General features: G+C 59.3%; 17 protein-coding genes. 7 read left to right on the forward strand and 10 right to left on the reverse strand.

What is annotated here, in order from left to right; all coding sequences use genetic code 11:
* Window positions 1–78 precede the first annotated feature (78 nt).
* The 4 genes from Q1A34_RS10165 to Q1A34_RS10180 are packed head-to-tail and all read right to left on the reverse strand — an operon-like array spanning window position 79 to window position 7,309.
* Window positions 79–2,907: a molybdopterin oxidoreductase family protein gene (locus Q1A34_RS10165; protein WP_300033493.1), complete on the reverse strand. Its 2,829-nt coding sequence runs from the start codon at window positions 2,905–2,907 to the stop codon at window positions 79–81.
* A 16-nt stretch (window positions 2,908–2,923) separates the two neighbouring features.
* Window positions 2,924–3,922, reverse strand: coding sequence for a phosphate acetyltransferase (pta, locus tag Q1A34_RS10170; protein WP_300033494.1), 999 nt, complete (start codon window positions 3,920–3,922; stop codon window positions 2,924–2,926).
* 40 nt (window positions 3,923–3,962) lie between these two features.
* Window positions 3,963–5,741, reverse strand: a complete 1,779-nt coding sequence (gene xsc / locus Q1A34_RS10175) for a sulfoacetaldehyde acetyltransferase (RefSeq protein ID WP_300033495.1) — start codon at window positions 5,739–5,741, stop codon at window positions 3,963–3,965.
* Between the two features lie 56 nt (window positions 5,742–5,797).
* Entirely contained in the window at window positions 5,798–7,309 is a 1,512-nt protein-coding gene (locus tag Q1A34_RS10180) for a PLP-dependent aminotransferase family protein (RefSeq protein WP_300033496.1), read from the reverse strand.
* Between the two features lie 353 nt (window positions 7,310–7,662).
* On the opposite strand from Q1A34_RS10180, the gene Q1A34_RS10185 reads away from it, so the two are divergent.
* The 5 genes from Q1A34_RS10185 (at window position 7,663) to Q1A34_RS10205 (ending at window position 14,384) form a co-directional block, all read left to right on the forward strand.
* Window positions 7,663–8,016 (forward strand): nuclear transport factor 2 family protein, encoded by a 354-nt coding sequence (locus Q1A34_RS10185; RefSeq protein ID WP_300033497.1) that lies wholly within the window; start codon window positions 7,663–7,665, stop codon window positions 8,014–8,016.
* Window positions 8,017–8,385: 369 nt separating this feature from the next.
* Window positions 8,386–10,203 carry a caspase family protein gene (locus tag Q1A34_RS10190; protein ID WP_300033498.1) on the forward strand — a complete coding sequence of 606 codons (1,818 nt, stop codon included), beginning with the start codon at window positions 8,386–8,388 and terminating at the stop codon, window positions 10,201–10,203.
* Between the two features lie 34 nt (window positions 10,204–10,237).
* Window positions 10,238–10,798, forward strand: a complete 561-nt coding sequence (locus Q1A34_RS10195; RefSeq protein WP_300033499.1) for a hypothetical protein — start codon at window positions 10,238–10,240, stop codon at window positions 10,796–10,798.
* Window positions 10,799–11,172: 374 nt separating this feature from the next.
* Window positions 11,173–13,443: a hypothetical protein gene (locus Q1A34_RS10200; RefSeq protein WP_300033500.1), complete on the forward strand. Its 2,271-nt coding sequence runs from the start codon at window positions 11,173–11,175 to the stop codon at window positions 13,441–13,443.
* Window positions 13,443–14,384, forward strand: coding sequence for a patatin-like phospholipase family protein (locus tag Q1A34_RS10205; RefSeq protein WP_300033501.1), 942 nt, complete (start codon window positions 13,443–13,445; stop codon window positions 14,382–14,384). The genes Q1A34_RS10200 and Q1A34_RS10205 overlap by 1 nt, the downstream gene beginning before the upstream one ends.
* 435 nt (window positions 14,385–14,819) lie before the next feature.
* On the opposite strand, the gene Q1A34_RS10210 is transcribed toward Q1A34_RS10205, so the two are convergent.
* The gene (locus Q1A34_RS10210; protein ID WP_300033502.1) at window positions 14,820–16,274 is read right to left on the reverse strand and encodes an aldehyde dehydrogenase family protein; all 1,455 of its coding nucleotides are present in this window, start codon (window positions 16,272–16,274) and stop codon (window positions 14,820–14,822) included.
* 204 nt (window positions 16,275–16,478) lie between these two features.
* Between Q1A34_RS10210 and Q1A34_RS10215 the strand changes: the two genes are divergently transcribed.
* Window positions 16,479–18,713 (forward strand): DEAD/DEAH box helicase, encoded by a 2,235-nt coding sequence (locus Q1A34_RS10215; protein WP_300033503.1) that lies wholly within the window; start codon window positions 16,479–16,481, stop codon window positions 18,711–18,713.
* 12 nt (window positions 18,714–18,725) lie between these two features.
* Here Q1A34_RS10215 and Q1A34_RS10220 read toward each other — a convergent pair whose 3' ends face one another.
* The 5 genes from Q1A34_RS10220 to Q1A34_RS10240 all read right to left on the reverse strand — a co-directional run bounded on the left by Q1A34_RS10220 (window position 18,726) and on the right by Q1A34_RS10240 (window position 23,589).
* Entirely contained in the window at window positions 18,726–19,766 is a 1,041-nt protein-coding gene (locus Q1A34_RS10220) for a fatty acid desaturase (RefSeq protein WP_300033504.1), read from the reverse strand.
* Window positions 19,767–19,941: 175 nt separating this feature from the next.
* Window positions 19,942–21,210, reverse strand: a complete 1,269-nt coding sequence (locus tag Q1A34_RS10225) for an ABC transporter permease (RefSeq protein ID WP_300033505.1) — start codon at window positions 21,208–21,210, stop codon at window positions 19,942–19,944.
* Window positions 21,207–22,013: a taurine ABC transporter ATP-binding protein gene (locus Q1A34_RS10230; RefSeq protein ID WP_300033506.1), complete on the reverse strand. Its 807-nt coding sequence runs from the start codon at window positions 22,011–22,013 to the stop codon at window positions 21,207–21,209. Before Q1A34_RS10230 ends, Q1A34_RS10225 begins: the two co-directional genes overlap by 4 nt.
* 111 nt (window positions 22,014–22,124) lie before the next feature.
* Window positions 22,125–23,135, reverse strand: coding sequence for an ABC transporter substrate-binding protein (locus Q1A34_RS10235; protein ID WP_300033507.1), 1,011 nt, complete (start codon window positions 23,133–23,135; stop codon window positions 22,125–22,127).
* A 16-nt stretch (window positions 23,136–23,151) separates the two neighbouring features.
* Entirely contained in the window at window positions 23,152–23,589 is a 438-nt protein-coding gene (locus Q1A34_RS10240; RefSeq protein WP_300033508.1) for a hypothetical protein, read from the reverse strand.
* 127 nt (window positions 23,590–23,716) lie between these two features.
* On the opposite strand from Q1A34_RS10240, the gene Q1A34_RS10245 reads away from it, so the two are divergent.
* Window positions 23,717–25,111 carry an aminotransferase class III-fold pyridoxal phosphate-dependent enzyme gene (locus Q1A34_RS10245; RefSeq protein WP_300033509.1) on the forward strand — a complete coding sequence of 465 codons (1,395 nt, stop codon included), beginning with the start codon at window positions 23,717–23,719 and terminating at the stop codon, window positions 25,109–25,111.
* Window positions 25,112–25,131 lie beyond the last annotated feature (20 nt).

Genomic DNA, 25,131 nt, shown 5'->3' on the forward strand with positions numbered 1-25,131 from the left:
CCGTCGCAGATGTTTCCCGAACCCGGGGCGCTGCCCCGGACCCCGGAGTATTTCGGGAAGGGTGAAAGGCGGAGTGTGTCATTTGCCCACCTTCCATTTCAGGTCTTTGGGACCTTTGCCGACGGGGGATTTAATGGCGTCAAAGCCGGGTTTGGATTCGTCGGGGGCAGGGGCTTTTTCGATCCGCACCTTGAGGTCGAACCAGGCGGCCTGGCCGGTGATCGGGTCGGAGTTGGCCCAGCGCAGCCCGTCGCCTTTGGGCGGCAGCAACTCATGGATCAGGTGATTGAGCAGAAAGCCGCGGGTGGCTTCGGGCGCATTTTCCTCGAGCGCCCAGGCACCTTTGCGTTTGCCGATGGCGTTCCAGGTCCAGACGGTGTTTTTGTTGAGGGCGGCCATTTCCAGCACCGGCACGGTGATCTCGCCGTGGGGTGAGGTGACCTTTGCCCAGTCGCCGTCTGCGAGGCCGTTTTCGCGCATCAGCTTTGTGGGCAGATAGAGCGGGTTGTGACCGTGCAACTGCCTCAGCCAGGCGTTTTGTGACCCCCAGGAGTGATACATCGCCATCGGGCGCTGGGTGAGGGCTGTGACGGGGAAGTCGGCGACCTGGTTTTCCTCCTCGGAAGAGTACCAGATCGGCAGGGGGGACATTTTCTCTTTGATGCGGGTGCGCAGATGTTCTGGAGGCTGACGATCGCCGTGGCCTTCGGCGGCCAGCTGGAATTTGCGCATCGGCTCGGAATAGAGCGAAAAGAGATAGGGTTGCGGGCTGTCGTAAAGCCCCATGCCCACGGCCCAGTCCTGGTAGGCGGCATTCCAGGGTTTGTAGTAGTTGGCCCCTGCCGGGATATGTTCGACAAAGAAGCCGCCGTTTTCGATGTAGCGGTCGAGCTGGTTGGGGTTCACCGCACCCCGGCCGGCCTGATCACCGTTTTCGCCCCGGAAGCCCGCCAGCGGGCCAATGCCCGGCTTGCGTTCGTGGTTGACGATATAGTCGCCGTAATCGGCGTATTTCTGGCTGCCGTCTTCGTTGGTGAAGCCGGGAAGTTTCAGCATCGCGCCCAGCTCGCAGAGCATGGACTGGAACCCTTTGACATCTCGGTCAGGTTCGATCACCGGCCAGCGGATCGCATCAGCGGCGGCATCGGCCTCGCAGATCGGACGATCCAGCAGGGAGATACAGTCGTGGCGTTCCAGGTAGGTGGTGTCGGGCAGCACGAGATCGGAATAGGCGACCATTTCGGAGCTGTAGGCATCCGAGTAGATCAGTTTCGGGATAACATATTCGCCGTTCTCGTCCTTGTCCGTCAGCATGTCGATCACGCCGCGGGTGTTCATGGACGAGTTCCAGGACATGTTGGCCATATACATGAACAGCACGTCGATCTTGTAAGGATCGCCTGCGTAGGCGTTCGAGATCACCATATGCATCAGCCCGTGGCTGGACATGGGGTTTTCCCAGGTAAAGGCCTTGTCGATACGCGCAGGCGAGCCGTCGTCTTTCAGGGCCAGATCCTCGGGGCCGTGCACAAAGCCCAGGTGCGGGCCGTCGAGAGGTGTGTCGGGTGTCACCTTGCAGTGCGGTTTCGGGTGCGCCGTGGCCGGTTTGGGGTAGGGCGGTTTAAAGCGGAAGCCGCCGGGCACCTCGACGGTGCCGAGGATGATCTGCAGCGTGTGCAGCGCACGGCAGGTCTGGAACCCGTTGGCGTGGGCCGAGATGCCGCGCATGGAGTGGAAAGAGACCGGGCGGCCGATCATTTTGTCGTGCTTTTCGCCGCGAAAGTCTGTCCAGGCGTGGTCCAGCTCAAAGCTTTCCTCGAAGGCGACGCGGGCCAGTTCGGCGGCGATGGCGCGGATGCGGTCGGCGGGGATGCCGCAGCGGTCGGCCACGTTTTCCGGCGCGTACTGGTCATCGAGATACATATCCGCCATCTGGTGGAACACGGGGCGGTGCGTCTGGCCGTCTTTTTCGTATGTGGCGGCAAGGTCGGGTTTTACACCCGGCTGGTCAAAGGGCGTGAGCTTGCCGGTGGCGCGGTCGATCACCAGCTCTTTGCCATTCCCGTCACGCATCAGCAGGCCATGATCGGCAGCGCCAGGGTTATTGATCACCAGCACCGGCGCGTTGGTATATTGCGCCAGATAGTTCAGATCCATTTTACCCGCCTTCATCAGGCAGTGGATCATCGCCAGGATAAAGAGTCCGTCGGTGCCGGGGGTGATGCCGACCCAGTCATCGGCCACGGCGTTATAGCCGGTGCGGATGGGGTTGACGCCAATGACGCGCGCGCCGCGTTTCTTGATCTTGCCAATCCCCATTTTGATCGGGTTGCTGTCGTGATCCTCGGCCACGCCGAAGAGCATGAAGAGTTTGGTGTGGTCCCAGTCGGGCTGGCCAAACTCCCAGAAGGCACCGCCCATGGTGTAGATGCCCGCCGCCGCCATGTTCACGGAACAGAAGCCGCCGTGGGCGGCGTAGTTGCAGGTGCCGAAATTCTGCGCCCAGAAGGACGTAAAGGACTGTGACTGATCACGGCCTGTGAAGAAGGCCAGTTTTTCGGGATTGTCGCGGCGCACCGGCTCGAGCCATTCAGTGGCGAGCTTCAGCGCTTCGTCCCATTCGATCTCCTCGAACTCGCCGGAGCCGCGCGGGCCCACGCGTTTGAGAGGTTTGCGCAGACGCGAGGGTGCGTTGACCTGCATGATCCCTGCCGAGCCTTTGGCGCAGAGCACGCCCTGGTTTACCGGGTGGTCCTTGTTGCCCTCGATATAGGCGACCTGTTTTTTGCCATCGGGGCCGTCCTTCATGTGCACGTTGATGCCGCAGCGGCAGGCGCACATATAACAGGTGGTCTTGCGCACCTCATCAGAGACTTTCGGGCTCAGATCAAGGACTGGCTGGTTCATGGAAAAATCCCTTCGGTTAGCGCGCGACCTGAAGGACAGTCACGGCGATCATATTGGTCACGTCGGCAGCGTTGCAGCCCCGGCTGAGGTCGTTGGCGGGTTTGGCCAGCCCCTGCAGCACCGGGCCGATGGCCTCGGCCCCGCCGATGCGCTGTGCGATCTTATAGCCGATATTGCCCGCATCAAGGTTGGGAAAAATCATCACATTGGCCTGGCCTGCCACAGCGGAGCCTTTGGCTTTGGAGGCGGCCACTTCGGGCACGAAGGCCGCATCAAACTGCAGCTCGCCGTCGGCCTTGAGATCGGGGTGGTTTTCTTTGAGCAGGGTCACGGCGTCGGTCACTTTGGTGACTTTCGCGTGCTTTGCCGATCCCATGGTGGAAAAGGACAGCAGCGCTGCTACCGGCTCTGTGCCCAGCAACTGCTGGCAGGAGGCGCAGGAGGCAACGGTGATGGCGGCAAGTTCCTGGGCCGTGGGGTCGATCACCAGACCACAGTCGCCAAAGATCATCGCGTCCCGGCCAGAGGGGTGATTGTCCGGCAGGGCCATCAGGAAAAAACTGGAAACGAGCGGGGCATCGGGAGCTTTGCCGATCACCTGAAGCGCCGCGCGCACGGTGTCGGATGTGGTTGCAACAGCGCCGCCGACGGTGCCATCGGCGTGGCCCTGGCGGACCATCATAGCGGCAAAGACCAGCGGGTTGCGAACCTGGGTCTCGGCAATCTCGGGTGTGACACCCTTGTGCCTGCGCAGCTCAAAAAAGGCGGTGGCAAATTCAGCGGACAGCGCGGATGTTTCCGGGTCCTGGATCTGGATTGCGGGATTATTGGGGGTGCCGGCGGCCACAAGCTGTGCGGCGACATCGTCCGCGGGGCCCACCAGCGTGATGCGGGCGGTGCCGGCCTGGACGGCGGCAATGGCGCCGGCCACGATCCGGGGATCGTGGCCTTCGCTCATCACGATATGGGCAGGCCGGGCGCTCGCGCGTTTTGTAAGATCGCGCAGTACGCTCATGGCCTTATCCCTTTGTTTATGCAGAGGCTGCGATGCACCCTCAGACTGTCTGCTGACGCATGTCGTCTTTGCTGATGCCCGCAACGGCAACCGGCTTTTTCATCGCGTCGCGACGGAAGGGGTCACCCAGTTCCTGGTTGATCATGGCTTCGATCAGCGTGGTCACGCCGTTCTCCATCTGGTCCTTGATCGCCTGATCCAGGGCCGCTGTCAGCTCGTCCATTGTGCGGGCCACAACACCTTTGAGGCCACAGGCATTCGCGATACCGGCGTAGGAGACTTCCTCGTCCAGCTCGGTGCCGACGAAGTTGTCGTCGAACCAGAGTGTCGAGTTACGCTTTTCAGCGCCCCACTGGTAGTTGCGGAAAACGATCTGTGTGATCGCGGGCCAGTCGCCGCGGCCGATGGCTGTCAGCTCGTTGACCGAGATGCCGAAAGCACCGTCGCCTGCGAAGCCAACGACCGGTACGTCCGGCTTGCCGATTTTCGCACCAACGATGGAGGGCAGGCCGTACCCACAGGGGCCAAAGAGGCCGGGGGCCAGATACTTGCGGCTCTCGTTGAAGGACGGATAGGCGTTACCGATCGCGCAGTTGTTGCCGATGTCCGAGGAGATGATCGCCTCGACCGGCAGAGCGGCCTGAATGGCGCGCCATGCCATGCGGGGGCTCATCCAGTCCGGCTTGGCCGCACGGGCACGTACGTTCCAGTCGGTGCCGGGATCGTCCTGCTCTTCGGTCATGGAGGTCAGTTCCTGCGCCCATGCGGATTTGGTTGTCGCGATGGTGTTTTTGCGGTCGGCACGGTTTGTGTCGCCTGCGTCATCGGCCAGCTGTGCTGTGATGCCTTTAGCCACTTTGGCCGCGTCGCCCACGATGCCGACGGTGACTTTTTTGGTCAGGCCGATGCGGTCGGGGTTCAGGTCGACCTGGATGATTTTCGCATCCGACGGCCAGTAGTCGATGCCGTAGCCCGGCAGTGTGGAGAAGGGGTTCAGACGTGTGCCGAGGCACAGAACCACATCGGCCTGGCTGATCAGCTGCATGCCGGCCTTGGAGCCGTTGTAGCCCAGCGGACCTGCAAAGAGCGGGTGGTTGCCGGGGAAGGCGTCGTTGTGCTGGTAGCCCACGCAGACCGGCGCATCGAGACGCTCGGCCAGCACGCGGGAGGCTTCGATGCCGCCTTTGGACAGCACCGCACCGGCACCGTTCAGAATGACGGGGAATTTCGCTTCGCTGAGCATTTTTGCAGCTTCGGCCACGGCAGCGTCGCCACCCTGTGGCAATTCAAAGTCAACGATGACCGGCAGTTCGATGTCGACCACCTGGGTCCAGAAGTCACGCGGGATGTTGATCTGTGCCGGTGCAGAGGCGCGTTTGGCCTGCATGATCACACGGTTCAGTGTTTCCGCGATGCGCGACGGGTCACGCACTTCTTCCTGATAGGCAACGCAGTCAGCGAAGAGGTTCATCTGTTCCATTTCCTGGAAGCCGCCCTGGCCGATTGTCTTGTTGGCCGCCTGTGGTGTGACCAGCAGAACCGGTGTGTGGTTCCAGTAAGCTGTTTTCACGGCTGTCACAAAGTTGGTGATGCCGGGGCCGTTCTGGGCGATCATCATGCACATTTTGCCGGTGGCGCGTGTGAAGCCGTCGGCCATCATGCCGCCGGATGTTTCATGCGCGCAGTCCCAGAATTTGATGCCCGCATCCGGGAAGATGTCGGAGATGGGCATCATGGCCGAGCCGATGATGCCGAATGCATTGTCGATCCCATGCATCTGGAGTGTTTTTACAAAGGCTTCTTCGGTGGTCATTTTCATGGCGGTAGCTCCTGAGGGCTGGGTTAGCGATTCTGGGTTTGGTCAGACAGTAGTGCTTAGACGCGGGCGGTGTTAGGGCCAGTTTTGGATCGGGATAGCGCCAGACCCGACATGCTTTGAATTTCAGAGGCCACAATGGAAACCCCTTCGGGAATGCGCTGGGCGGGAATGGAGGAATAGGCGAGGCGATAAAACTCAACGGGCTGGTCCGGCCCGGCGAAAAACGAATGCCCGGGCTCGATGAGCACAGAGCGGTTGCGCAGCCTGCGTGCCAGCTCCTGGGTGTCGGTGCCGTCCGGAGCGCGCATCCAGAAGGACGAGCCGCCATTGGTGCCCTGACCGGCGATCTGCAGACCCTCGTGGGCGATGGCGCGGGTCATATGTTCGCGCCGTTCGTGCAGGGCGCTGCCCATCCGGCGGATCAGCGCGTCATGATGCCCCAGGGACAGAAAGTAAGCCGCGGTGCGCTGTACGTGGCCGGGCGGGTGACGCAACACGGAGGCCCGCAGGGCGCGCGCCTCGCGGATGAAGGGCTCGGAGCCGACAAGATAGCCCAGACGCAGGCCGGGAAAGAGCGATTTGGAGAAGCTGCCGACATAGACCACGCGCCCGTCGGTATCGAGGCTCTTGAGCGCGGGCGAGGGACTTTTGAGAAAGGACATCTCAAATTCGTAGTCATCCTCGACGATCACGGCGTCCATTTCGGCCGCGCGTTTCAGCAGATCGTGGCGGCGGTGCATGGGCATGGTGCCGGTGGTCGGGCACTGGTGGCTGGGGGTGGTAAAGATCACATCCGTGTCGGGCGGAATGGCATCGGGCGGCATGCCGTGGGGGTCCACACGGACCGGCGCCACGTGGCAGCGCGACTGCGACAGAATGTCCCTAAGCGCATGATAACAGGGGTCTTCCAGGGCGGCCTTGCGGCGCTGGGTCAGCAGAACCTGCGTTGTCAGCCAGAGCGCATTCTGCGCGCCCAGGGTGATCAGTATCTGCTCGGGCCGGGCGTTGATGCCGCGCCGGGGCAGGGTGTGGCGCGCGATAAACTCGATCAGCTGCGGATCGTCCTGGTCGTAATAGTCGGTGGTCAGCGCGGTGAAATCCTTTTGCCCCAGCGCCTTGAGCGCACAGATGCGCCAGTTGGCGTGGTCAAAGAGCGTCGGATCGGCCTGGCCGTAGATAAAGGGATATTTGTAGCTGGCCCAGTTGGGCGGCTTGCGCGGCATGTCCCCGCCCGAAAACCGCTGGCCGATGGCGCGGTTCCAGTCGATGGCATCGGGGCCGGTCTGGCTGGGCGTAAAGGCGGGGGGTACGGGGGCATTTTCGGACACGTAATACCCCGAGCGCCCGCGCGAGGACAGATAGTCATTGGCCAGCAGTTCGGTATAGGCGATCGTCACGGTGATCCGGCTGACACCCAGGTGACCGGCGAGCTTGCGCGTCGAGGGCAGCTTTTCGCCGCGCTGAAACCGCCCCGACAGGATGCCCTGGGCGATCATCTGCTGGATCTGGGACTGCAGGGTGCCCTGTGCATCCGGGTGCAGAAAGAAGGTTTCAACGGGAAGCGCCATTTCCGCATCATACACTGGACCTATGACTGATGCAATCTGGTATTAAAAATTGAGGAAAATGCGGTAATCAGCCCCTGTTATCAAGCACTTGCCTGAACAAAAGTGACGATTAATGAAACCTTTCGTATCATTATTACGCATAAACCGCAAGCATTGCGTGTCGGTGGGCTGTCGGTATCGCGTCGGTTTAACGTCGGTATCGCGTCGGTGCGCAGCGCACGCTGTCTGCAGATACTCTTAACCCGCGCGCCCGCGCCCGCCGCCGGCACGCATTTTGGCCTGGCATCCCGCCACGTCGCGGGTGATGCTGAGGCCGGAGGACCATATCGGAAAAAGGGGGCGCGCCGGTGTCTGTGACAGAACTGATCGAAACCTACAGTGCGGCCTGGTGCACAGAGGATGCAGGCGAGCGGGCCGCGCTGCTGGCGGCCTGCTGGCACCCGGACGGGCAGTATCAGGACCCGGGCGCGGATGTGCAGGGGCGCGATGCCCTGGCGGCGCATATCGGCAGCGTGCAGGCGCAGTTTCCCGGCGCGCGGATTGAGCTGACCAGCGGGATCAGCACGCATCATGACAATTTCTACTTTGCCTGGCACCTTGCGCTGCCGGAAGGTGCGGTGATTGTTGAGGGTGTGGATTTCGGCAGGCTGTCGTCCGATGGGCTGATCACGTCGATCTGTGGATTTTTCGGGCCGCCACACGGGTAGAGATTTTGTGGGAGGTTTCGGGTGTCAGCTTTGAGCCCAAACTACCGAATTCTGCAGATCGCACCAACGTCGGCTGTTTGCGCTAAGAAAAGAATCGCGACAAGATCAAACTGAGCTTTGCCAAGGTTTGTAGCACAGCTCGATACTCTGCCTCATCTAGCCCGTGAATTGGGACATGAAGTCACTCAAGAATACGTGCAAACGGAATTGCCAATTTGGCTAAACCAATAGTACTATCTAGACGGGAATACGTTTGAGTTCTATAGTTTGGCCACTCGATGTGTAAAATTGTATCGACGCCAGAACCGTTAGACTGAATTTCCGCATATTTTTTGAAATCTGCTTTAAAGGGCCCATGATTTGTTTCCGATGCCAAAAAAAAATGTTGGCTGCGCAGCTTTAGTCATAGGAAATTCTGAATACGACGATGGTGGAAAACTACCTAACGCCGCAAACGATGCCGAGCTAATCTCACAACGGCTCGAAGAGGTTGGTTTCGAAGTTCACATGTATCAGAATCTGGATCGTGCGGGTATGGATCGTGCAATCGACCGCTTTGTGGCACGCCTCACCTCACTCGAAAGCGTTGACAGCGCTATATTCTATTTTTCTGGCCATGGTTTTCAGGATGGAGGGATCAACTATCTGTTGCCTTGTGGAAGGAAAGAGGCCGCAGTCGCGTACGATCTGCAGAGCTTAGTCGACAAGATATCGGATTTTTCACATAGACGGTTGGTCTTTCTTGATGCTTGTCGCCACTACACAGACACTAAAACGCCGCAAATCGAAATCGTACGAAGCAGGGGTTTGCCGCCGGGTCAGGCTCCAAAAATCGAGCGCGGGCTGGCTGATTTCGATGCGGCTGACAATACTTTCATTTCTTTTTCAGCGGCGCCGGGCGAACCAGCCTATGATGGGGTGGGCGGGCGGCCGAACAGCCCTTACGCAGACGCACTCGCTCGGTTCATCCACGAAGTCGATCTGCCATTGTCAGTGCTGATGGCGAGGGTGCGTAACAGCGTCAGGGAAGATACTGCACACATCATTACTGAAGACGGAAAACCCGCGTACCAGAAGACTTGGGACAGCACCTCACTTAGTGCAAGTTATTTCTTCAACCCAAGCTCTCTTCTTTTTCTCGTTGGGAATGCTATGGCGATGATGGCTTTCGTGGTGGCACTCTTCACGTTTTGCGTTGTGGTTTACGATGCAGCAGTTGCAGAGTTCTTCGGCGGAAAGGACCGGTGGCTTTGGGTGGTTCTCTCTTTAGCAGTTTTGTTTTTGACGTCCGCAGTATTTCTTTTTGGCATAGGGCGGGCTTACCGGCGAGTGCGTGGTGAGACACCAGAATGGCAGCGAGAAGGGGCGTTCCGCCTTTTCAAGTGGTCTTCTGCGGGCACCTACGGAGCAGTTGGAGGAACCCTTGGCGGGATCATCGCGTCAGCTTTGGTGATGGTACCGTATTGGTTCGACTGGCGTCATGAAGACGAATATTGGGTTGTGCTGGAGGCGGACTGCCCTGGATACCATTGGGCTCACTTCGCGACACCTGCGGATTGCCCACGGCTGGCACAGCTCCTGGTCGAGGGCTCACTCGCAGGAACCTACATTCTGGCGGCTCTTGGTTTCTTCTCAATGCATTTCATTGAATGGGCGACGCGTGGCAAGCCAGCGCACTTCTTTGAACTGCCACAACCTGTTTTGGTCTTGGGTGGTTCAATGCTGGGTAGTCTTCTGGCAGGAATCGTTGTTGGCCCAGTGATTACTGCTTATTTTGGACAGTTCGATCGACCGTTCCTCGAGCCAAACTTTGTGATCCCGTTTTCCGTTGTTGCGGTCGCTGTCATGGCGTTCTGCATTTCAAACTATCGGCTTGAGACATTCACCGGCCGACGGCTCTTACGCAGCACAGCAGGGGCCCTAGTAGGCACAATAAGTGCTGGTGTGGCTTTGGCACTCATGGTTGGGTTGCTCGCGCTTACCGGATTCATTCAATCTGTCGAATCGTGGGCCCACGAAGGTTTCTGGGATACCGCTAAGCCTTTGTTCCAAAGGTACACATACTTGATCATAGCTGGGTTGCCTTATGGGATGGTGTTTGGGCTCGGTTTTGGGGTCCTAATTGCAGCGACCAAAGTTTTTACTGAGCGCGACGGCTCGGTTTGGGAGTTGTTATGGGCGCGCTAGAGAACACTTGTGAGCTACTAGGAAGTGAGCATTGATGGAACGGACAAAGAATCCCGATGAGTTGAGGAATTTGGTCAACAGGGTGCACCCTGGTGGCAACACCGCTCAGACTAAGGGTGCCAACTCTGGTGGCGTGGCTTCCGCTTTAGACGACATGCGCGATTTCTTACTGGAGAGCTTGCAACCTCTTCGCCAAGAGATGGATAGCCTGTTGGCAGCGGTTCTCAAGATGATGAAACGTTCGCGTCGCATTACGCTTTTCGGCGCGATCGTAGCGGCGTTGGCCGGCGTTATTACTGCAGTTGCAACGGCAACCGATCTTGGCGAAGCTTGGCAAAAGGTTCTCGGCGCCATACTCACTGCTATCGGTAGCATTGTTGTGATATTTGCCGACTACTTTCAAACAGCCCCAAATGGACGAAGGATCGCATCCTCGGAAGAGTTTGGTAAGTTAAGCCAAATGGATTCAGAGTTGTTGCTCATAGAAAGGCGCGCAGGGCGTCATGATCTGTTCCCGCTTAGTGAGCAAGAAATCAAGCAAATGATCGAGCAAACAGACGGATACGCAGCACAGATTAATCAACTCGTGGACTAGTGGCGGGCGTTCAAGAAGCAGTCGACCACCGAGTCCTTCGTAACTTCGGCTGCGTGTTTCAGTATCGCCGAGTCCTTGCTGAGGCGATTGAGAGAGTGGATGTGGTCCAGCAAGTTGAAGCCGCCTAGGATTTGTCCTTTGGGCCCTTGGCCTTTCTCGAGCAATTCCACAGTGTGATTGATCGCAGTGTTCTTGGAGAGATAGAACCGCGTTAGGGTTGCTTCGACCTGGTTTCTCCCAAGAATCGTGTTGGAGAGCCAAACAGTAAAACCGTCTCTGAACCTTGAAAGCGGCCGCCTTTTGGAATCCGGTTTCGCCGAAGCCGCCATCGGCGCGGCCGCGGCGAAGATCGCATCCGCCTACTTGCCAACACTGTGGCTAAAGGTACTGTGACAGCAAGGGCAAGTGTACAGGGCAGCGTCATGGCAGAAAGGTCGAGCGGATTTGCACGTACGGTGAGGTCGGCGAGTGAAAACCCTGCCGTCTTGGCAGTTGGTCTCGTCACCGCGGCGCTTGCTGTGTTTTCTATAGAGATCGGCGACCTGCCGATTGCCATCCGCATTCTGTTTCTAATAGCCATTGCGGTAGTTCTGATACAAACCGGTTGGCACGCGCTCAAGCTCGGGCGACGGCATAAGCTTCCCGCGGGAGAGACACTATTTGATCCCTTTTCTGCAAGGGAAAACTGGCAACCATGGCCGCGGAAAATCAGCTCGGACATTGCTCAAAGACTGATCGATCACCCCCACAAACATCTCTTGCTCGTTGCTCCAACCGGATCCGGCAAGTCGGTAGTGTTAAATCATCTACTCGCGGAAGAACTGAAGGGATACCATGTTCTAGCACCTCTAGATGAGTACGATGAATATGTCTTTAGTCTTCTCCGTTTGGTAGCTTCAGCAAGTCCTGATAGTTCCTTCTCAGACGAATTGTTCGAGTTGAACCAGAAGCTTGAAGCTGACGAAGGCACCCATTCCGCCGAACTACTCAAGGACATAGGTCAGCGCATTAATTCTGCCTTAGCGGGTACAAAGGCAGTGTTCTTGTTCGATCAAGTTGAAAGGTATCTTTTTCTTTCAGAAAGAGAGTCAAAGCTTGATCAAGCCCAATTTGAGAGGAAGACCAAGCTTGTTCATCGCATACTTAAAACGCTTCGCGACATCGACTCAGTGCGTACCGTTTTCGCTGTGCGAAGCGACCATTTCTTTGGATCTCTGAGCAATCTGTTTAACACAAAGGCAAACGGCGAAAATATCGATGAAGTCATCGAGTTTTACTTCCTCTGGGGAATTAATAGCCATGATGATCCCGGTATTTTCGACAAGGTGTCTGGACAGGTTTATGACAAGTTCGGCTCACGAGAGATAGCAGATCGGATATTTGGTATATCGCGGTTTGCGAGCCAGATGCATGCTGACTCCTTTGCGCTAAGACTCGGCGGCTATTTGTATGAAGTCTTGGGCAATAGAGCAGAATACCATCTTAGACTGAACAACGCGCATGACATAAACGGTTTTGTGGATGTTCTTCTGGATGCTGCATACGAGAGCTGGGTAGCTACAACCTGCCAAATCGATAACCGAGCATTGTACGATACAGTGATATTTGCGCTTGCAGCTGAAAATGTCAGTGCGGGTTCCGCGTGCTCGGCGCGACGAGTAGCTAGCGTAGCACACTTTCCGATCGATGACGTCCAGGGCGTTCTTCAATATCTGAGTTCAATTCATATAATACAGGTCTCTATTAAGGGCAATATCCAACACTTCCGTTTAGTGCATGACAGGCTTTCTGACCGTATTCTCAAATCTGAGAAACTAGACATTCATTCGCGTGGTGTGAATGCGATGAGATCATTGACTGATAATGCATTTGAAACCCGGCGATTGACACGGCCTCAGTCGTTTCCGCGAGCGATTGAGAGTACTCGGGCAGGCTTTTTCTCATTGAGCTATCTTGCAGTGTTCGCGTTTGTGATATTTGGGCTCCTCCGCGTTATCTTTTCGGAAGAGATGGCATCTTACTTTAAAGCTTTTTACGCGCTTCTGCCTGACTCGGTTTTCTTCACAGTCCCAGATTATTACATTAATCCAATCTTTTACCTACCGCACTTCATAGTTCACATATTATGGGTGTCTTACATCGATCGCGTAAACCGAGCCTACATCCAGCATTCAACTCGTGGTTTCCCTAGGGCCTTCGCGAGGTTCTTCTCACTTATAGGCACGTCCCTCGGAGTCTTCGTAGCATTTCTCCCGCAGCTTTTCGTGATTCCCATTGTCGCCGTCGGCTTTGTTTATGGCCTCTCTTTGATGGCGGCTAGCAGGCAAGCGCAGTTTTCAGGTGAGATAAAGGGGATCACATATGGTTGGGGTTTGAGATCAGCGATAAATGTGGTCGTCGTTTTGCTGATAGGATTGGTTAGCGCTCCATTATTTGTGGACATATCAATACTAACTCAGAAAGTGGTCACAATGCCATTTTCGGATGAAACAATCTACTTCGCTATGATTTTCCTAGAAGCTTTTACTCTGTACTGGTTCTGGCAGCATATTCGCGGGGATCAAAACAATACTAGAGTTTGGGCTGCAAACTTGGCGCTCTTTGACAAGGGGCGACTTTCAAACGATATCGGAGATATGACGTAATGGCGGATAGCAACATCATTCGGGCGCTGAAAGGTAGAGCAAAGGATGGCTATGTTGCGGGCAAAGACAACGATGGTGATCATATTGCCTTGGTTGTCGAAGGCGGCGGAATGCGGGGCGTTGCGGCCGGAGGAATGGTTTCGGCATTAGAAGATCTAGGGCTCACGGACTGCTTTGATAGTGTCCACGGGTCGTCTGCCGGTGCGGCAGCAGGCGCCTACTTTGCAAGCGGGCAAGCAAATTTCGGTACAAGAATCTTCTACGAGGACTTGATTGGAAAGGAGTTCATTGACACGCGGCGATTGCTCTGGGGCCGCGATATCATGGATACTTCGTACCTCGTTGATCATGTTATGATGCAGATTAAGCCAATAGACTTTCAACGCCTGAAAGACATCTCTCCGAGGTTATACATCGTTATGACCGATATCGACTCTGGCGAACCGCACATAGTGAGCGAATTCAAAGACTACGAGCATTATAGGAGCTGTCTAAAGGCATCGATAACGCTTCCGTTTATAGCCGGGCGACCAAAGGATATTGATGGGTTGCGGGTAATGGACGGTGGGTTGCTACAACAGATCGCTGTCGAGTCAGCCTTGAGCCTTGGAGCAACAAAGGTCTTGGGGCTGCTAACTCGCCGTAAGGATGAACAGTATCGCCCGGAAAAGTCTTGGAAACTCTCTTTGCAAGCGTCATTTCTCCAACTCTTGTATGGCGGTCGTATAGGCGCGATTTACAGAGACCGTAGCCGGCGAATAAACCTATCTGTTGATCATCTCGAAGCGGGCAGTGGCCCAAACGGGGAAGAGCTATTCGGGATAAACCTGCCAGATGGGATTGACTACGTACACCGTCTTACGCAGGCGCCTGATGATCTGAAAAGAGCCGCTGAGGTCTCGAAAGATTCAGTAACTAAACTGTTTAGGGATATTATTTGATTGTTGCGCATGGCACTGGGCCGCTATTTATGCGCCCCAGTTTTGCGATTATTTGTCACTTTTCTACGATGGTCAGCAAAGGACGTTGTGAGACGCTTCCTGAACGAAAGCGCCAATCAAAAGCTCGGTCCGCGTATCGATGCTCAAAGCTAGCACAGGTTGGTTTTGGCGCAATGTTTTCAACTATTTAACATGCCGTGACGCGCATTGAAAGTTCGATTGTCGATGGTATGGCCTTGGTGGAAACCCGAAAGCGGCTTCAAAAACCGGACATTCGAGTTTGCAGCTTCAAAGACGGCTAGGTCCGCAATTCAGACCTTCGCCGACAGGCCGTTTGTCTGCAGACGATTTCGGTTTCACCTCAATTCCAACCAGCGACAGCGCCGCGCATCTCCGCTCACCGGAAAGATACCGACCCCTTTACACGGGCAAAAATCAACCGTGTCGTGCTGCCACTGTCTTGAGCGATGAAAAAGCATAGAGCGCCTCAAAACCTTTTTCGCGCCCGTGCCCGGACAGGCCCGTGCCGCCAAAGGGCAGTTCCACACCGCCGCCCGCGCCATAGTTGTTGAGAAAAACCTGGCCCGCCCGCAGTGCTTTGGCGAGGCGCATCTGGCGCGCGCCGTCCCGCGTCCAGACCGAGGCCACGAGGCCATAGTCCGTGCCATTTGCGATCTGCAGCGCCTCGGCCTCATCCTCAAAGGGGATGATCACCTGCACGGGGCCGAATATCTCCTCCTGCGCCAGACGGTGCGCGGGCGGCACGCCGGCAAAGAGCGTAGGCGTGACATAGGCTCCGCCCGCAGGCGCGCTGTCCAGGATGGTGCCGGTGGCCACGCGGTCCAGATCCGCGCCCGCCGCGAGATAGCTGTTGACGATCTTTTGCTGCCGGGCCGAAATCAGGGGCCCGACATGGTGATCTTCCATCGCCGGGCCGACCCGCAGGGCGCTGTAGCGCGCGGCCATGGCCTCTGTCACCTGTTCCAAAACCCCACGCTGCACCAGGATGCGGGAGGCCGCCGAGCAGGTCTGACCCGCGTTCTGGATGCCCGCGTTCACCAGAAAAGGCAGAGCCGCGTCGATATCGGCGTCCTCAAACACCAGCTGCGGGGATTTGCCGCCCAGCTCAAGCGTAACCGGCACCACATTGGTGCCTGCCGCCTGCTGAATGAGCCGCCCGACACCCACCGAACCGGTAAAGGAGATATGCTGCACGCCCGCATGCGCGCTCAGCGCCGCACCCGCTTCGGCCCCCGTGCCCGGCACCACATTCAGCGCGCCGTCCGGCAGCCCGGCGCGGCGGGCCAGTTCTGCAAAGGCGAGTGCGGTCAGGCAGGCCTCCTCGGCCGGTTTCAGAACACAGGCGTTGCCCATGGCCAGGGCCGCCCCGACCGACCGGCCGATGATCTGCATCGGATAATTCCAGGGGATGATATGGCCCGTGACCCCGTGCGGCTCGCGCAGGGTGTAAACGGTATACCCCTCCAGATAGGGAATTGTTGCACCATGTACCTTATCGGCGGCCCCTGCGTAAAACTCCATGTAACGGGCCAGAGCCGTGACATCAGCGCGGGCCTGGCTCAGCGGTTTACCCACATCGCGCGCCTCCAGCTCTGCCAGATGCTCCGCGTTCTCCAGCACCAGCTGTCCGGTGCGCGCCAGAATGCGGCCCCGCTCGGAGGCCGTGGCACGGCCCCACTCGCCCGCCCGCGCGGCCTGCGCCGCACACACCGCGGCATCGATATCCGCAGCACCCCCCCGGGCAATGTCGCAGAGCGTCCCGCCCATGGACGGGTCGGTCAGCTGCAGCAGGTCACCGCCTGCAGGTGGCTGCCACGCCCCGCCGATCAGACAGAGCGCGGGATCAAGACCAAGGGGGCGCAGGGACATCACAAAACCTCTTTCTTGCTGACTGTGCGCAGTCTGCCCCGGACGCCCGCGCCCCGCAATGGTGCGCACCCCTGTGCCCCCGCTCTTAACCCACCCGCGCGGAAAGGCATCGACTCCCGGCACGGAAAGGCATAACGACGCCTCTGACCCCGGCGCAGCCCCCTGCGCCCTGCGGCGCAGACCGCACAACAGACTGGACATTCCGTGATACAGACACTTTCCGACGCTCTTGCCCGTCAGGGTTACGAAACACTGACCCCCGTGCAGGAAGCCGTCACCGACCCCGCCCTGGAGGCCGCCGATCTGCTGGTCTCTGCCCAGACCGGATCCGGCAAAACCGTGGCCTTCGGGCTTGCCATTGCGCCCACGCTGCTGGGCCAGGACACCCATTTCGGCCGCGCCGGAGCGCCCCTTGCCCTGGTCATTGCGCCAACGCGCGAGCTGGCCATGCAGGTGCGCCGCGAGCTGACCTGGCTTTATGGCGAGGCCGGGGCTGAGGTGACCTCCTGTGTGGGGGGCATGGACCAGCGCAGCGAACGCCGTGCGCTTGATCGCGGGGCCCATGTGGTTGTGGCCACGCCGGGCCGCCTGTGCGACCACATCAAACGCGGCAACATCGATCTGTCCTCCCTGCGCGCGGTCGTGCTGGACGAGGCCGATGAAATGCTCGACCTGGGCTTTCGCGAAGAGCTGGAGTTTATTCTCTCGGAGGCCCCTGAAAGCCGCCGCACACTGCTCTTTTCCGCAACCGTTCCGGCGGCCATCGCCAAACTGGCGCAAAGCTACCAGAAAGACGCGCATCGCGTGACCACCGCCGGCGAGGCCCGCCAGCACGCCGACATCGAATACCGCGCGCTCAATACGCATCCGCGCGATACCGAAAACGCCATCATCAACGTGCTGCGCTATTATGAGGCGCGCAATGCCATCGTTTTCTGCAACACGCGCGCCGCTGTCGCACGCCTGACCACCAAACTGACAAACCGCGGGTTCTCCGTTGTGGCACTCTCGGGCGAGCTGACGCAATCCGAGCGGACCAACGCGCTGCAGGCGCTGCGCGACGGGCGCGCGCGGGTCTGTGTGGCCACCGATGTAGCCGCGCGTGGCATCGACCTGCCCAATCTCGAGCTGGTGATCCACGCCGATCTGCCTTCCAACGCCGATACGCTGCTGCACCGGTCGGGCCGCACGGGCCGCGCAGGCCGCAAAGGTGTCTCTGCGCTGATCGTCCCGCCGAAATTCCGCACCAAAGCCAACCGTCTGATCGGCTGGGCCAAACTGAAAGTGACCTGGGCCGAACCGCCCTCGGCCGCCGAGGTCACCGCAATGGACGAGACCCGCCTGCTGGAAGACAGCGTCTGGACCGATCCGGTCGCGGAAGAAGTGCAGGGTCTGGCAGCGCGTCTGGCCGCTGAGTTCACCGCTGAGCAGCTGGCTGCCGGGTTCGTCAATCTCTACCGCGCGCGCAGTTCCGCGCCCGAGGATCTGAGCGATGCCGCAACTCCTGATGACCGGCCCCGTCAGGCCTTTGGTCCGTCGGTGTGGTTCTCTGTTTCTATGGGGCGCAACGACGGGGCAGAGCCGCGTGTGCTGCTGCCGATGATCTGCCGCCGGGGGGATCTGACAAAAGACGACATCGGTGCCATCCGCATCCGCCCGGGCGAAAGCTTTGTCGAGGTACTGGAGAGCCGCGTTGATGCGCTGATGTCCACCCTCGGGCCCGACATGAAACTGGAGGACGGTGTCACCCTGACCCGCCGGGACGGCCCGCCCGCCCCGGAAAAACGCGGCCCCCGCGAGGAACGCGGCAAAGGCAGGCCCGACAGGGGCCCGCGCCCGGACAAACCGGCATATGACCCCGATGCTGCCCCGGCCCGCGCACCGCGCCGCGAAAAGCCCGCAGCGGACAGCAAACCCCGGAAACCGGCAGCGGCCCCCAAGGGGAAAAAACCGCCCAAGTCCCATAAAACAGACCGCTCGCCCATGAAACCGGGTGAGAAGCCAAAGGCGAAATCGGGGGCTGCGGCACCGGCAGAGCGCACTGGCGCCAGAGCCAAACCCGTCTGGACAAAAGAAAACCGCGCCGCCGCCAAAACCGCCCGTAAAGAGCGCGATGCGGAAAACCAGGGCGACTGGGACGAGCGGCCCGCAGGCCGCGGCGGGGACAAACGGCCCGGAAAACCGGCAGGCAAACCCTTTGGGAAACCGGGGGGGAAACCCGGCGGCAGACCGGATGGCAAAGCGTTCGGGAAACCCGCAGGCAAACCGGCGGGCAAGCCCGCAGGTAAACCCGGCGGAAAACCCGAAGGCGCGCGCGATGACAGCGCCAGCCGCAAACGCGCAGCAGATACGTCAAAGCGCTTTGTGCCGCCGAATAAACGGGGTCAGAAATCTGCAGGCAAAGGGCCCAATGCCACGCCGAAACGCGGCAAGCCCTGAGGGGTCAGAGGATCAGGCCGCGCGCGCCTCTGCAAAGGACAGCAGGCGGCGCTGGCTTTCATCCCACAGATGCAGGCGCGCACAGGCGAGGCTCTCGGCGATGCTGAGCCGCTGCGCCTGGGCCAGATCTGCGTGATCGCGCAGCACTTCGGTCAGGCGGTAAAAGGGGATGCGGCTGTAAAGATGATGCACGTGGTGGATGCCGATGTTGGCCGTGAACCACTGCAGCCAGCCTGGCATGACATAGTGCGATGATCCGTGCAGGGCTGCGTCATGCATGTCCCAGTCCTCGGGATGATCCCAGTGCGTTTCCTCGAACTGATGCTGCACGTAAAAGAGCCAGACCCCAAGCGTTGCCGCAACCAGGGTTGTGGGCACAAAGATCAGCAGCAGCGGCATCAGCCCGCCGAACCAGGCAATCAGACCGACCATCAGACCGGCACAGAGCGTCGTCCCGACCGAGCTGACCCAGATGCGCCAGCCGGCGTCCATATGACCCAGCGGCACGCGGTTTTCGACGTAAAAGACATAGGCCGGCCCCAGCACAAAAAGCACCAGCGGATTGCGATAGGCCCGGTAGCGCAGGCGCCCGAACCAGCTGCGCGCGCGGTATTCCTCCAGCGTCAGGGTCAGCACATCGCCCATGCCGCGCCGCTGCAGGTTGCCCGCCCCCGAATGGTGCATCGAATGCGACCGCCGCCAGACGTCATAGGGCGTCAGCGTCAGCACACCGATGGCACGCCCGATCCAGTCGCTGAGCGTCCGGTTGGAAAAGAAAGAGCCATGCCCGCAGTCGTGCTGGATGCAGAAAAGCCGCAGCAGGAACAGACCGTTCACACAGGCCAGTGCCGCTGCCGCCAGCGGGCTGACAGGGATCAGCAGCCAGGCCACTGTCCAGATTGCCGCAAAGGGGATCAGACTGACACCGATCTCAAAGGTGGATCGCAGCGTATCCGGTTCACGGTATCCTGCCAGAATACGGACCCAGCCCGCAGCCGATACAGGGGTCGCGTCCGCATATGCGTCCGCCCCGGAGGGTGTCTCAACTGTCATGTAGTCTGCCTTTTCTGCCCGTTTCCTCAGGGTTACCTGAGTGAAAGGATTACACAAGGACCTTGACCGCAGATGAACGCGATTATTTTTCCCTGCGGCCTGTGTCACGCAAAAGTGCACGCCTGACACGAAAACGGGGCCCCGAAGGGCCCCGCATCTGCAATTTGCAGGGGAATTATCCCTTGCCCTTCCAGGGCACCAGGAGGCGTTCGGCCCAGCGCATCAGCATGTCGATGCCGAAACCGATGACCCCGATGAGGATAATCCCCATGATCACGATGTCGGTGTTCTGGAACTTGGACGCGGTCATGATCATCATACCGGCGCCCTGTTCGGCGGCGACAAGCTCGGCCGCAACCACCGTGCCCCAGCAGACACCCATGGCCACCCGCGCACCGGTAAAGATCTCCGGCAGCGAGTTGGGCACGATGACGTGGCGCATGATCTGCCACTTGCTGGCGCCCAGCGAATAGGCCGCGTGCACTTTGGAGATTTTCACCCCCGACACACCGGATCGTGCCGCAATGGCCATGATCCACAGGGCCGCCAGGAAGAGCAGAATGATCTTACCGGCCTCCCCGATCCCGGCCCAGATGATCACCAGCGGGATCAGCGCCAACGGTGGCACCGGGCGCATGAATTCCACGATCGGGTCAAACCACCCGCGGAACCAGTCGCTCAGACCCATGGCATAGCCCAGCGGAATGCCCACCAGCGCACCAAAGAAGAAGCCCACCACAACGCGGAAGAGCGAGTAGCCCAGATGCTCCAGCAGGGTGAAGTTCCGGAAGCCCTCTTTGGCGATCTCGATAGAGCGCACCCAGACAGCCTCTGGCGAGGGCAGATAAAGCGGCTCCATCTGCCAGCCGCGCGTCGGCTCAAAGTTCGGCGTGCCCTTGTCGGACAGGGTCACCGCACCGCCCTCAACTTCCACCGTCTCACCGGGCGCGATCTTCTGGCCGTTGATGGCAATGACCTTATTGCCATCCGCCTTGGAGATGTCATCGTTGCGGGCCACATTGATCAGACCCGTGCGCCACTGTGCAATGGCCGCGGAATCGTTCCTGGCGAACCCGTCACCCGGATCGACCTCGGGCGCATCGGTATCGACCTCGCGCGGGTGCACCACAACGGTGACCGTCGCATCGTCGGGGGCCTGACCCTCGACCTGGGCGGTATAGGTAAAGGTGGTCGTGCCCTCATAAGGGCCCGGCGCGTGCAGGAACCCCGGCAGCAGGCTGGAGCCCGTAAAAATCCCCCACATCAGGAAGATCGTCAGGATCGAGATAACCCCCGCCGCCCGGTTGGGCCGCACCGCGCTCTCGTCACCAAAGGTCACGGTCTTGAGCGATGTATAATCCCTGAGGCCCGCGCCCTGGACGACTTTGGTCACCACAAAAAAGGCAACAACAAAGATGACAACGTAAATGATCAGAGGGATCATGCCGCGTCCTCCTTTCCGCCCATAATTTCTTCTTCCATATCCCAGATCATGTTCAGGATCTCTTCGCGCCTGGGCCCGAACTCGGGATGTTTCTTGACCTCGCGCAGGTCCGCATCAACGCCCAGATCGGCAAAGGGCAGACGGTATTCCTTGTGGATCCGACCGGGGCGCGGCGCCATAACGATCAGACGCTCGCCCAGCAGCAAGGCCTCTTCGACCGAGTGGGTGATCAGAATGATCGTCTTGCCCGTCTCTTTCCACAGTTTGAGCACAAGGCTCTGCATCTTCTCGCGGGTCAGCGCATCAAGGGCGCCCAGCGGCTCATCCATCAGAATGACGTCCGGGTCATTGGCCAGGCACCGGGCCAGGGCCACGCGTTGCTGCATGCCGCCCGACAGCTCGTACACCGCCTTTTCCTTGAAATCCTGCAGACCGACGACATCCAGCAGGTGGTTGACCGTCTCGTCCTTGTCCTTTTTCGGCGTGCCCTTCATCGAGGGGCCAAAGCCCACATTCTCGCGCACGGACATCCACTCAAACAGCGCGCCCTGCTGGAACACCATGCCGCGTTCCGCGTCCGGCCCGGTCACCTTGTGCCCGTTCAGGATCAGCTCGCCCGCAGTCGGTGCCAGAAAACCGGCCACGATATTCAGAAGCGTTGTCTTGCCGCAGCCCGATGGTCCGAGGACACTCAGCAGCTCACCCGCCTTGAGGTCCAGCGATACATCCTGCAGCGCCTGCACATGATCGCCGTTCGGCAGATCAAAGCGCATGGATAAATTGTTTATGGATAATCCGGTCATGTGGTCCCCACCTGGTGCGCCCGTATCGGGCGGTTGGCCGGGCAGGCTTAATCCTGCCTCTGCGCACTGAAGTAAAACGGCGCGGGGGGTGCCCCGCGCCGCTCTTTATTGTCAGGAGCCGCCGGCTGCCGCTACGGCTTCGAGCGGTCCGGTGTTCACTGTGTCAGCATAGCTGTCGAGCGCGGAGTCAATGGAACCCGCTTCAACAAAGACGTCTGCAACACCTTTCATGAAGGGTGCCGCGTTGCCGCCGAACCATGCAGAGGAAAGCTGCTCTTCCACGGACGGGAATTTAAAGCCCGCGATGGAACCGCGTGCCGCCTCGAGGTCCATACCGGACTGCTCGGCGATGACGGCCAGCATTTCTTCGCTCTGGTTTTCTTTCCAGTCGGCGTTTGCAGCCGCTGTCACGCCAAGGAACTTCGCAACGATATCGCCGTTTTCAGCAATATAGGAGGCAGGAGCCGATGTAACGTCAAACACCAGGATACCCAGTTCCTGCTTTTCGTCGCCGGTCAGCAGGATGTTGCCGTATTCCTTCATGCGGGACAGACCACCGCCCCAGCCGCAGGCGAAATCAACAGCGCCCTGGCTCAGAGCAGCAGCACCTTCCGGCGGCGCCATGTCCACGATCTGCAGCGACGCGAGGTCCACACCAAAGTGGTCCATCTGACGCAGGAAGCCGTAGTGCGCAGCTGTTCCCAGCGGCACGGCGACTTTCTTGCCGGCCAGTTCGCCCGCGCTGTCCTTGTCGATTTCCAGCGCTTCGGCAACAACGCAGTTGTCGTTGTCAGAGTAGGAAACCGCAACGTCTACGATCTGGATGTCCTGGCCGCCGGATGTGGCAACAACGAAAGGCGGAACGCCCTGGGATACGGACAGCTGAACGTCGCCCGATGCCATGGCAGCAGACATGGCTGTACCAGTTTCAAAGGAAACCCAGTTTACTTTCATGCCCAGTGCTTCGTCATAAGCACCCGACGCCTTGGCTGCGAGGAAAGGCATCGGCCATTCCAGGAAGTAACCGACGGTGATCTCACCGTGGCCGTCTGCGGTGGCGGTCTGTGCCGTCATCGCCATAACTGCGCCTGCTACAAAAGCGCATGCTGTCTTTTTGATCATTGTTTTCTCCCGTTGATCATTCACCGGCTTTCACTGGCCGGCGTTTATAGTGCGTGGCGGCCTTGGCGCCGCCGTTCTTTCTTCCTTGCACGCCTGTATCCAATGTCAGATTCACTGCGCCTGCAAGAGCCGAGTTGAGACGCCAGCCTGAATTCATGGCACCTGCCTGAATATTCAGCCCTGCCTCTGCGCCCTTCTGGCAGCCGTGTCCGGCAGGCTGCCGGACGCGCGTCAATCCGGCGCGCGACATACTGACGACGCCCGGCGCTTTCGTTAAATGTCCAGTTTCCGCATCACCATAAGTCCAGTTCTGACCCGCGCGCGCCGCAGAACTCTGGCAGCGGTCCGGCAGCCGGATACCCGCTGCGCGATCCGTGCTCAAATTCATGCCGAAGGTCCTGAAATATCTCGGATTCCCCGGTGGCACGCGCAGAACCGCTTGCCAGACGGCCATTTCTGGCCTTATCTTTGGCAGGCTTCTGGCCCTACTTGAAACGCCGGAAAAACAGTCATGTCGGTTTAAACCGGATCAAAAGCCATCCGATTTCACCTGATTCTATGTATAAGGAAAGGCCTGACCCATGGACGGCAATTTCAGCGAAAACGACATCAGCCGCGTGATCGAAGCGGACCGCGCGAATGTCTGGCACCACCTCATCCAGCACCAGCCCTTCTTTACCGGCGCTGACCCCAAGATCATCATCGAAGGCAAGGGCCTGCGCGTCTGGGACCAGAAAGGCATCGAGCATATCGACGCGGTTTCCGGCGGCGTCTGGACCGTCAACGTGGGCTACGGCCGCGAGAGCATGGGCGACGCTGTGCGCGACGCCATCGTCAAAATGAACTTCTTCGGCGGCACCGTCGGCACCGTGCCCGGCGCGCTTTTTGCTGAAAAGCTGATCTCCAAAATGCCCGGCCTCGACCGCGTCTACTATGCCAACTCCGGCTCCGAGGCGAACGAGAAGGCGTTCAAACTGGTGCGCCAGATCGCCCACAAACGCTATGGCGGCAAGAAATACAAAATCCTCTACCGCGACCGCGACTATCACGGCTCCACTCTGGCCACGATGTCCGCGGGCGGCCAGGACGAGCGCAATGCGCAATACGGCCCCTTCGCCCCCGGTTTCGTGCGTGTGCCGCACTGCCTGGAATACCGCAAGCACGAGCAGGAAGGTGCGCCCGATCAGAACTACGGCGAATGGGCCGCCAACCAGATCGAGGAGGTCATTCTGCGCGAAGGCCCCGACACCGTGGGCGCGCTCTGCCTTGAGCCCGTGACAGCCGGTGGCGGTGTGATCGAGGCCCCCGACGGCTACTGGCCCCGCGTTGCCGAGATCTGCAAAAAGTACGACATCCTGCTGCACATCGACGAGGTTGTCTGCGGCGTCGGACGGACCGGCACATGGTTCGGCTATCAGCACTACGGCATCCAGCCGGACATGGTGACAATGGCCAAAGGCGTGGCCTCGGGCTATGCGGCGATATCTGTTCTGGCGACCACAAACGCCGTCTTTGACATGTTCATGGACGACGCGACGGATCACATGAACTACTTCCGTGACATCTCCACCTTTGGCGGCTGCACGGCGGGTCCGGCGGCAGCGCTGGAAAACATGCGCATCATCGAGGACGAGGACCTGCTCGGCAATACCGTGGCCATGGGTGACTATATGCTCGACCAGCTGCGCGCGCTGCAGGACAAACACGCCGTCATCGGCGACGTGCGCGGCAAGGGCCTGTTCCTGGGCGCCGAACTGGTGGCAGACCGCGACACCAAAGAGCCGCTGGCCGAAGCCCAGGTTCAGGCCGTTGTCAAAGACTGCATGAGCCAGGCCGTCATCATCGGTGCCACCAACCGCTCGATCCCGAGCAAGAACAACACGCTGTGCTTCTCGCCCGCGCTGATCGCAACCAAAGACGACATCAACCAGATCGTCGAAGCGGTCGACACCGCGCTGACCCGCGTGTTCAGCTGACGCACAGGACAAACTGCGCA

This window comes from uncultured Roseobacter sp., from assembly GCF_947491795.1.
Taxonomy (GTDB): domain Bacteria; phylum Pseudomonadota; class Alphaproteobacteria; order Rhodobacterales; family Rhodobacteraceae; genus Roseobacter.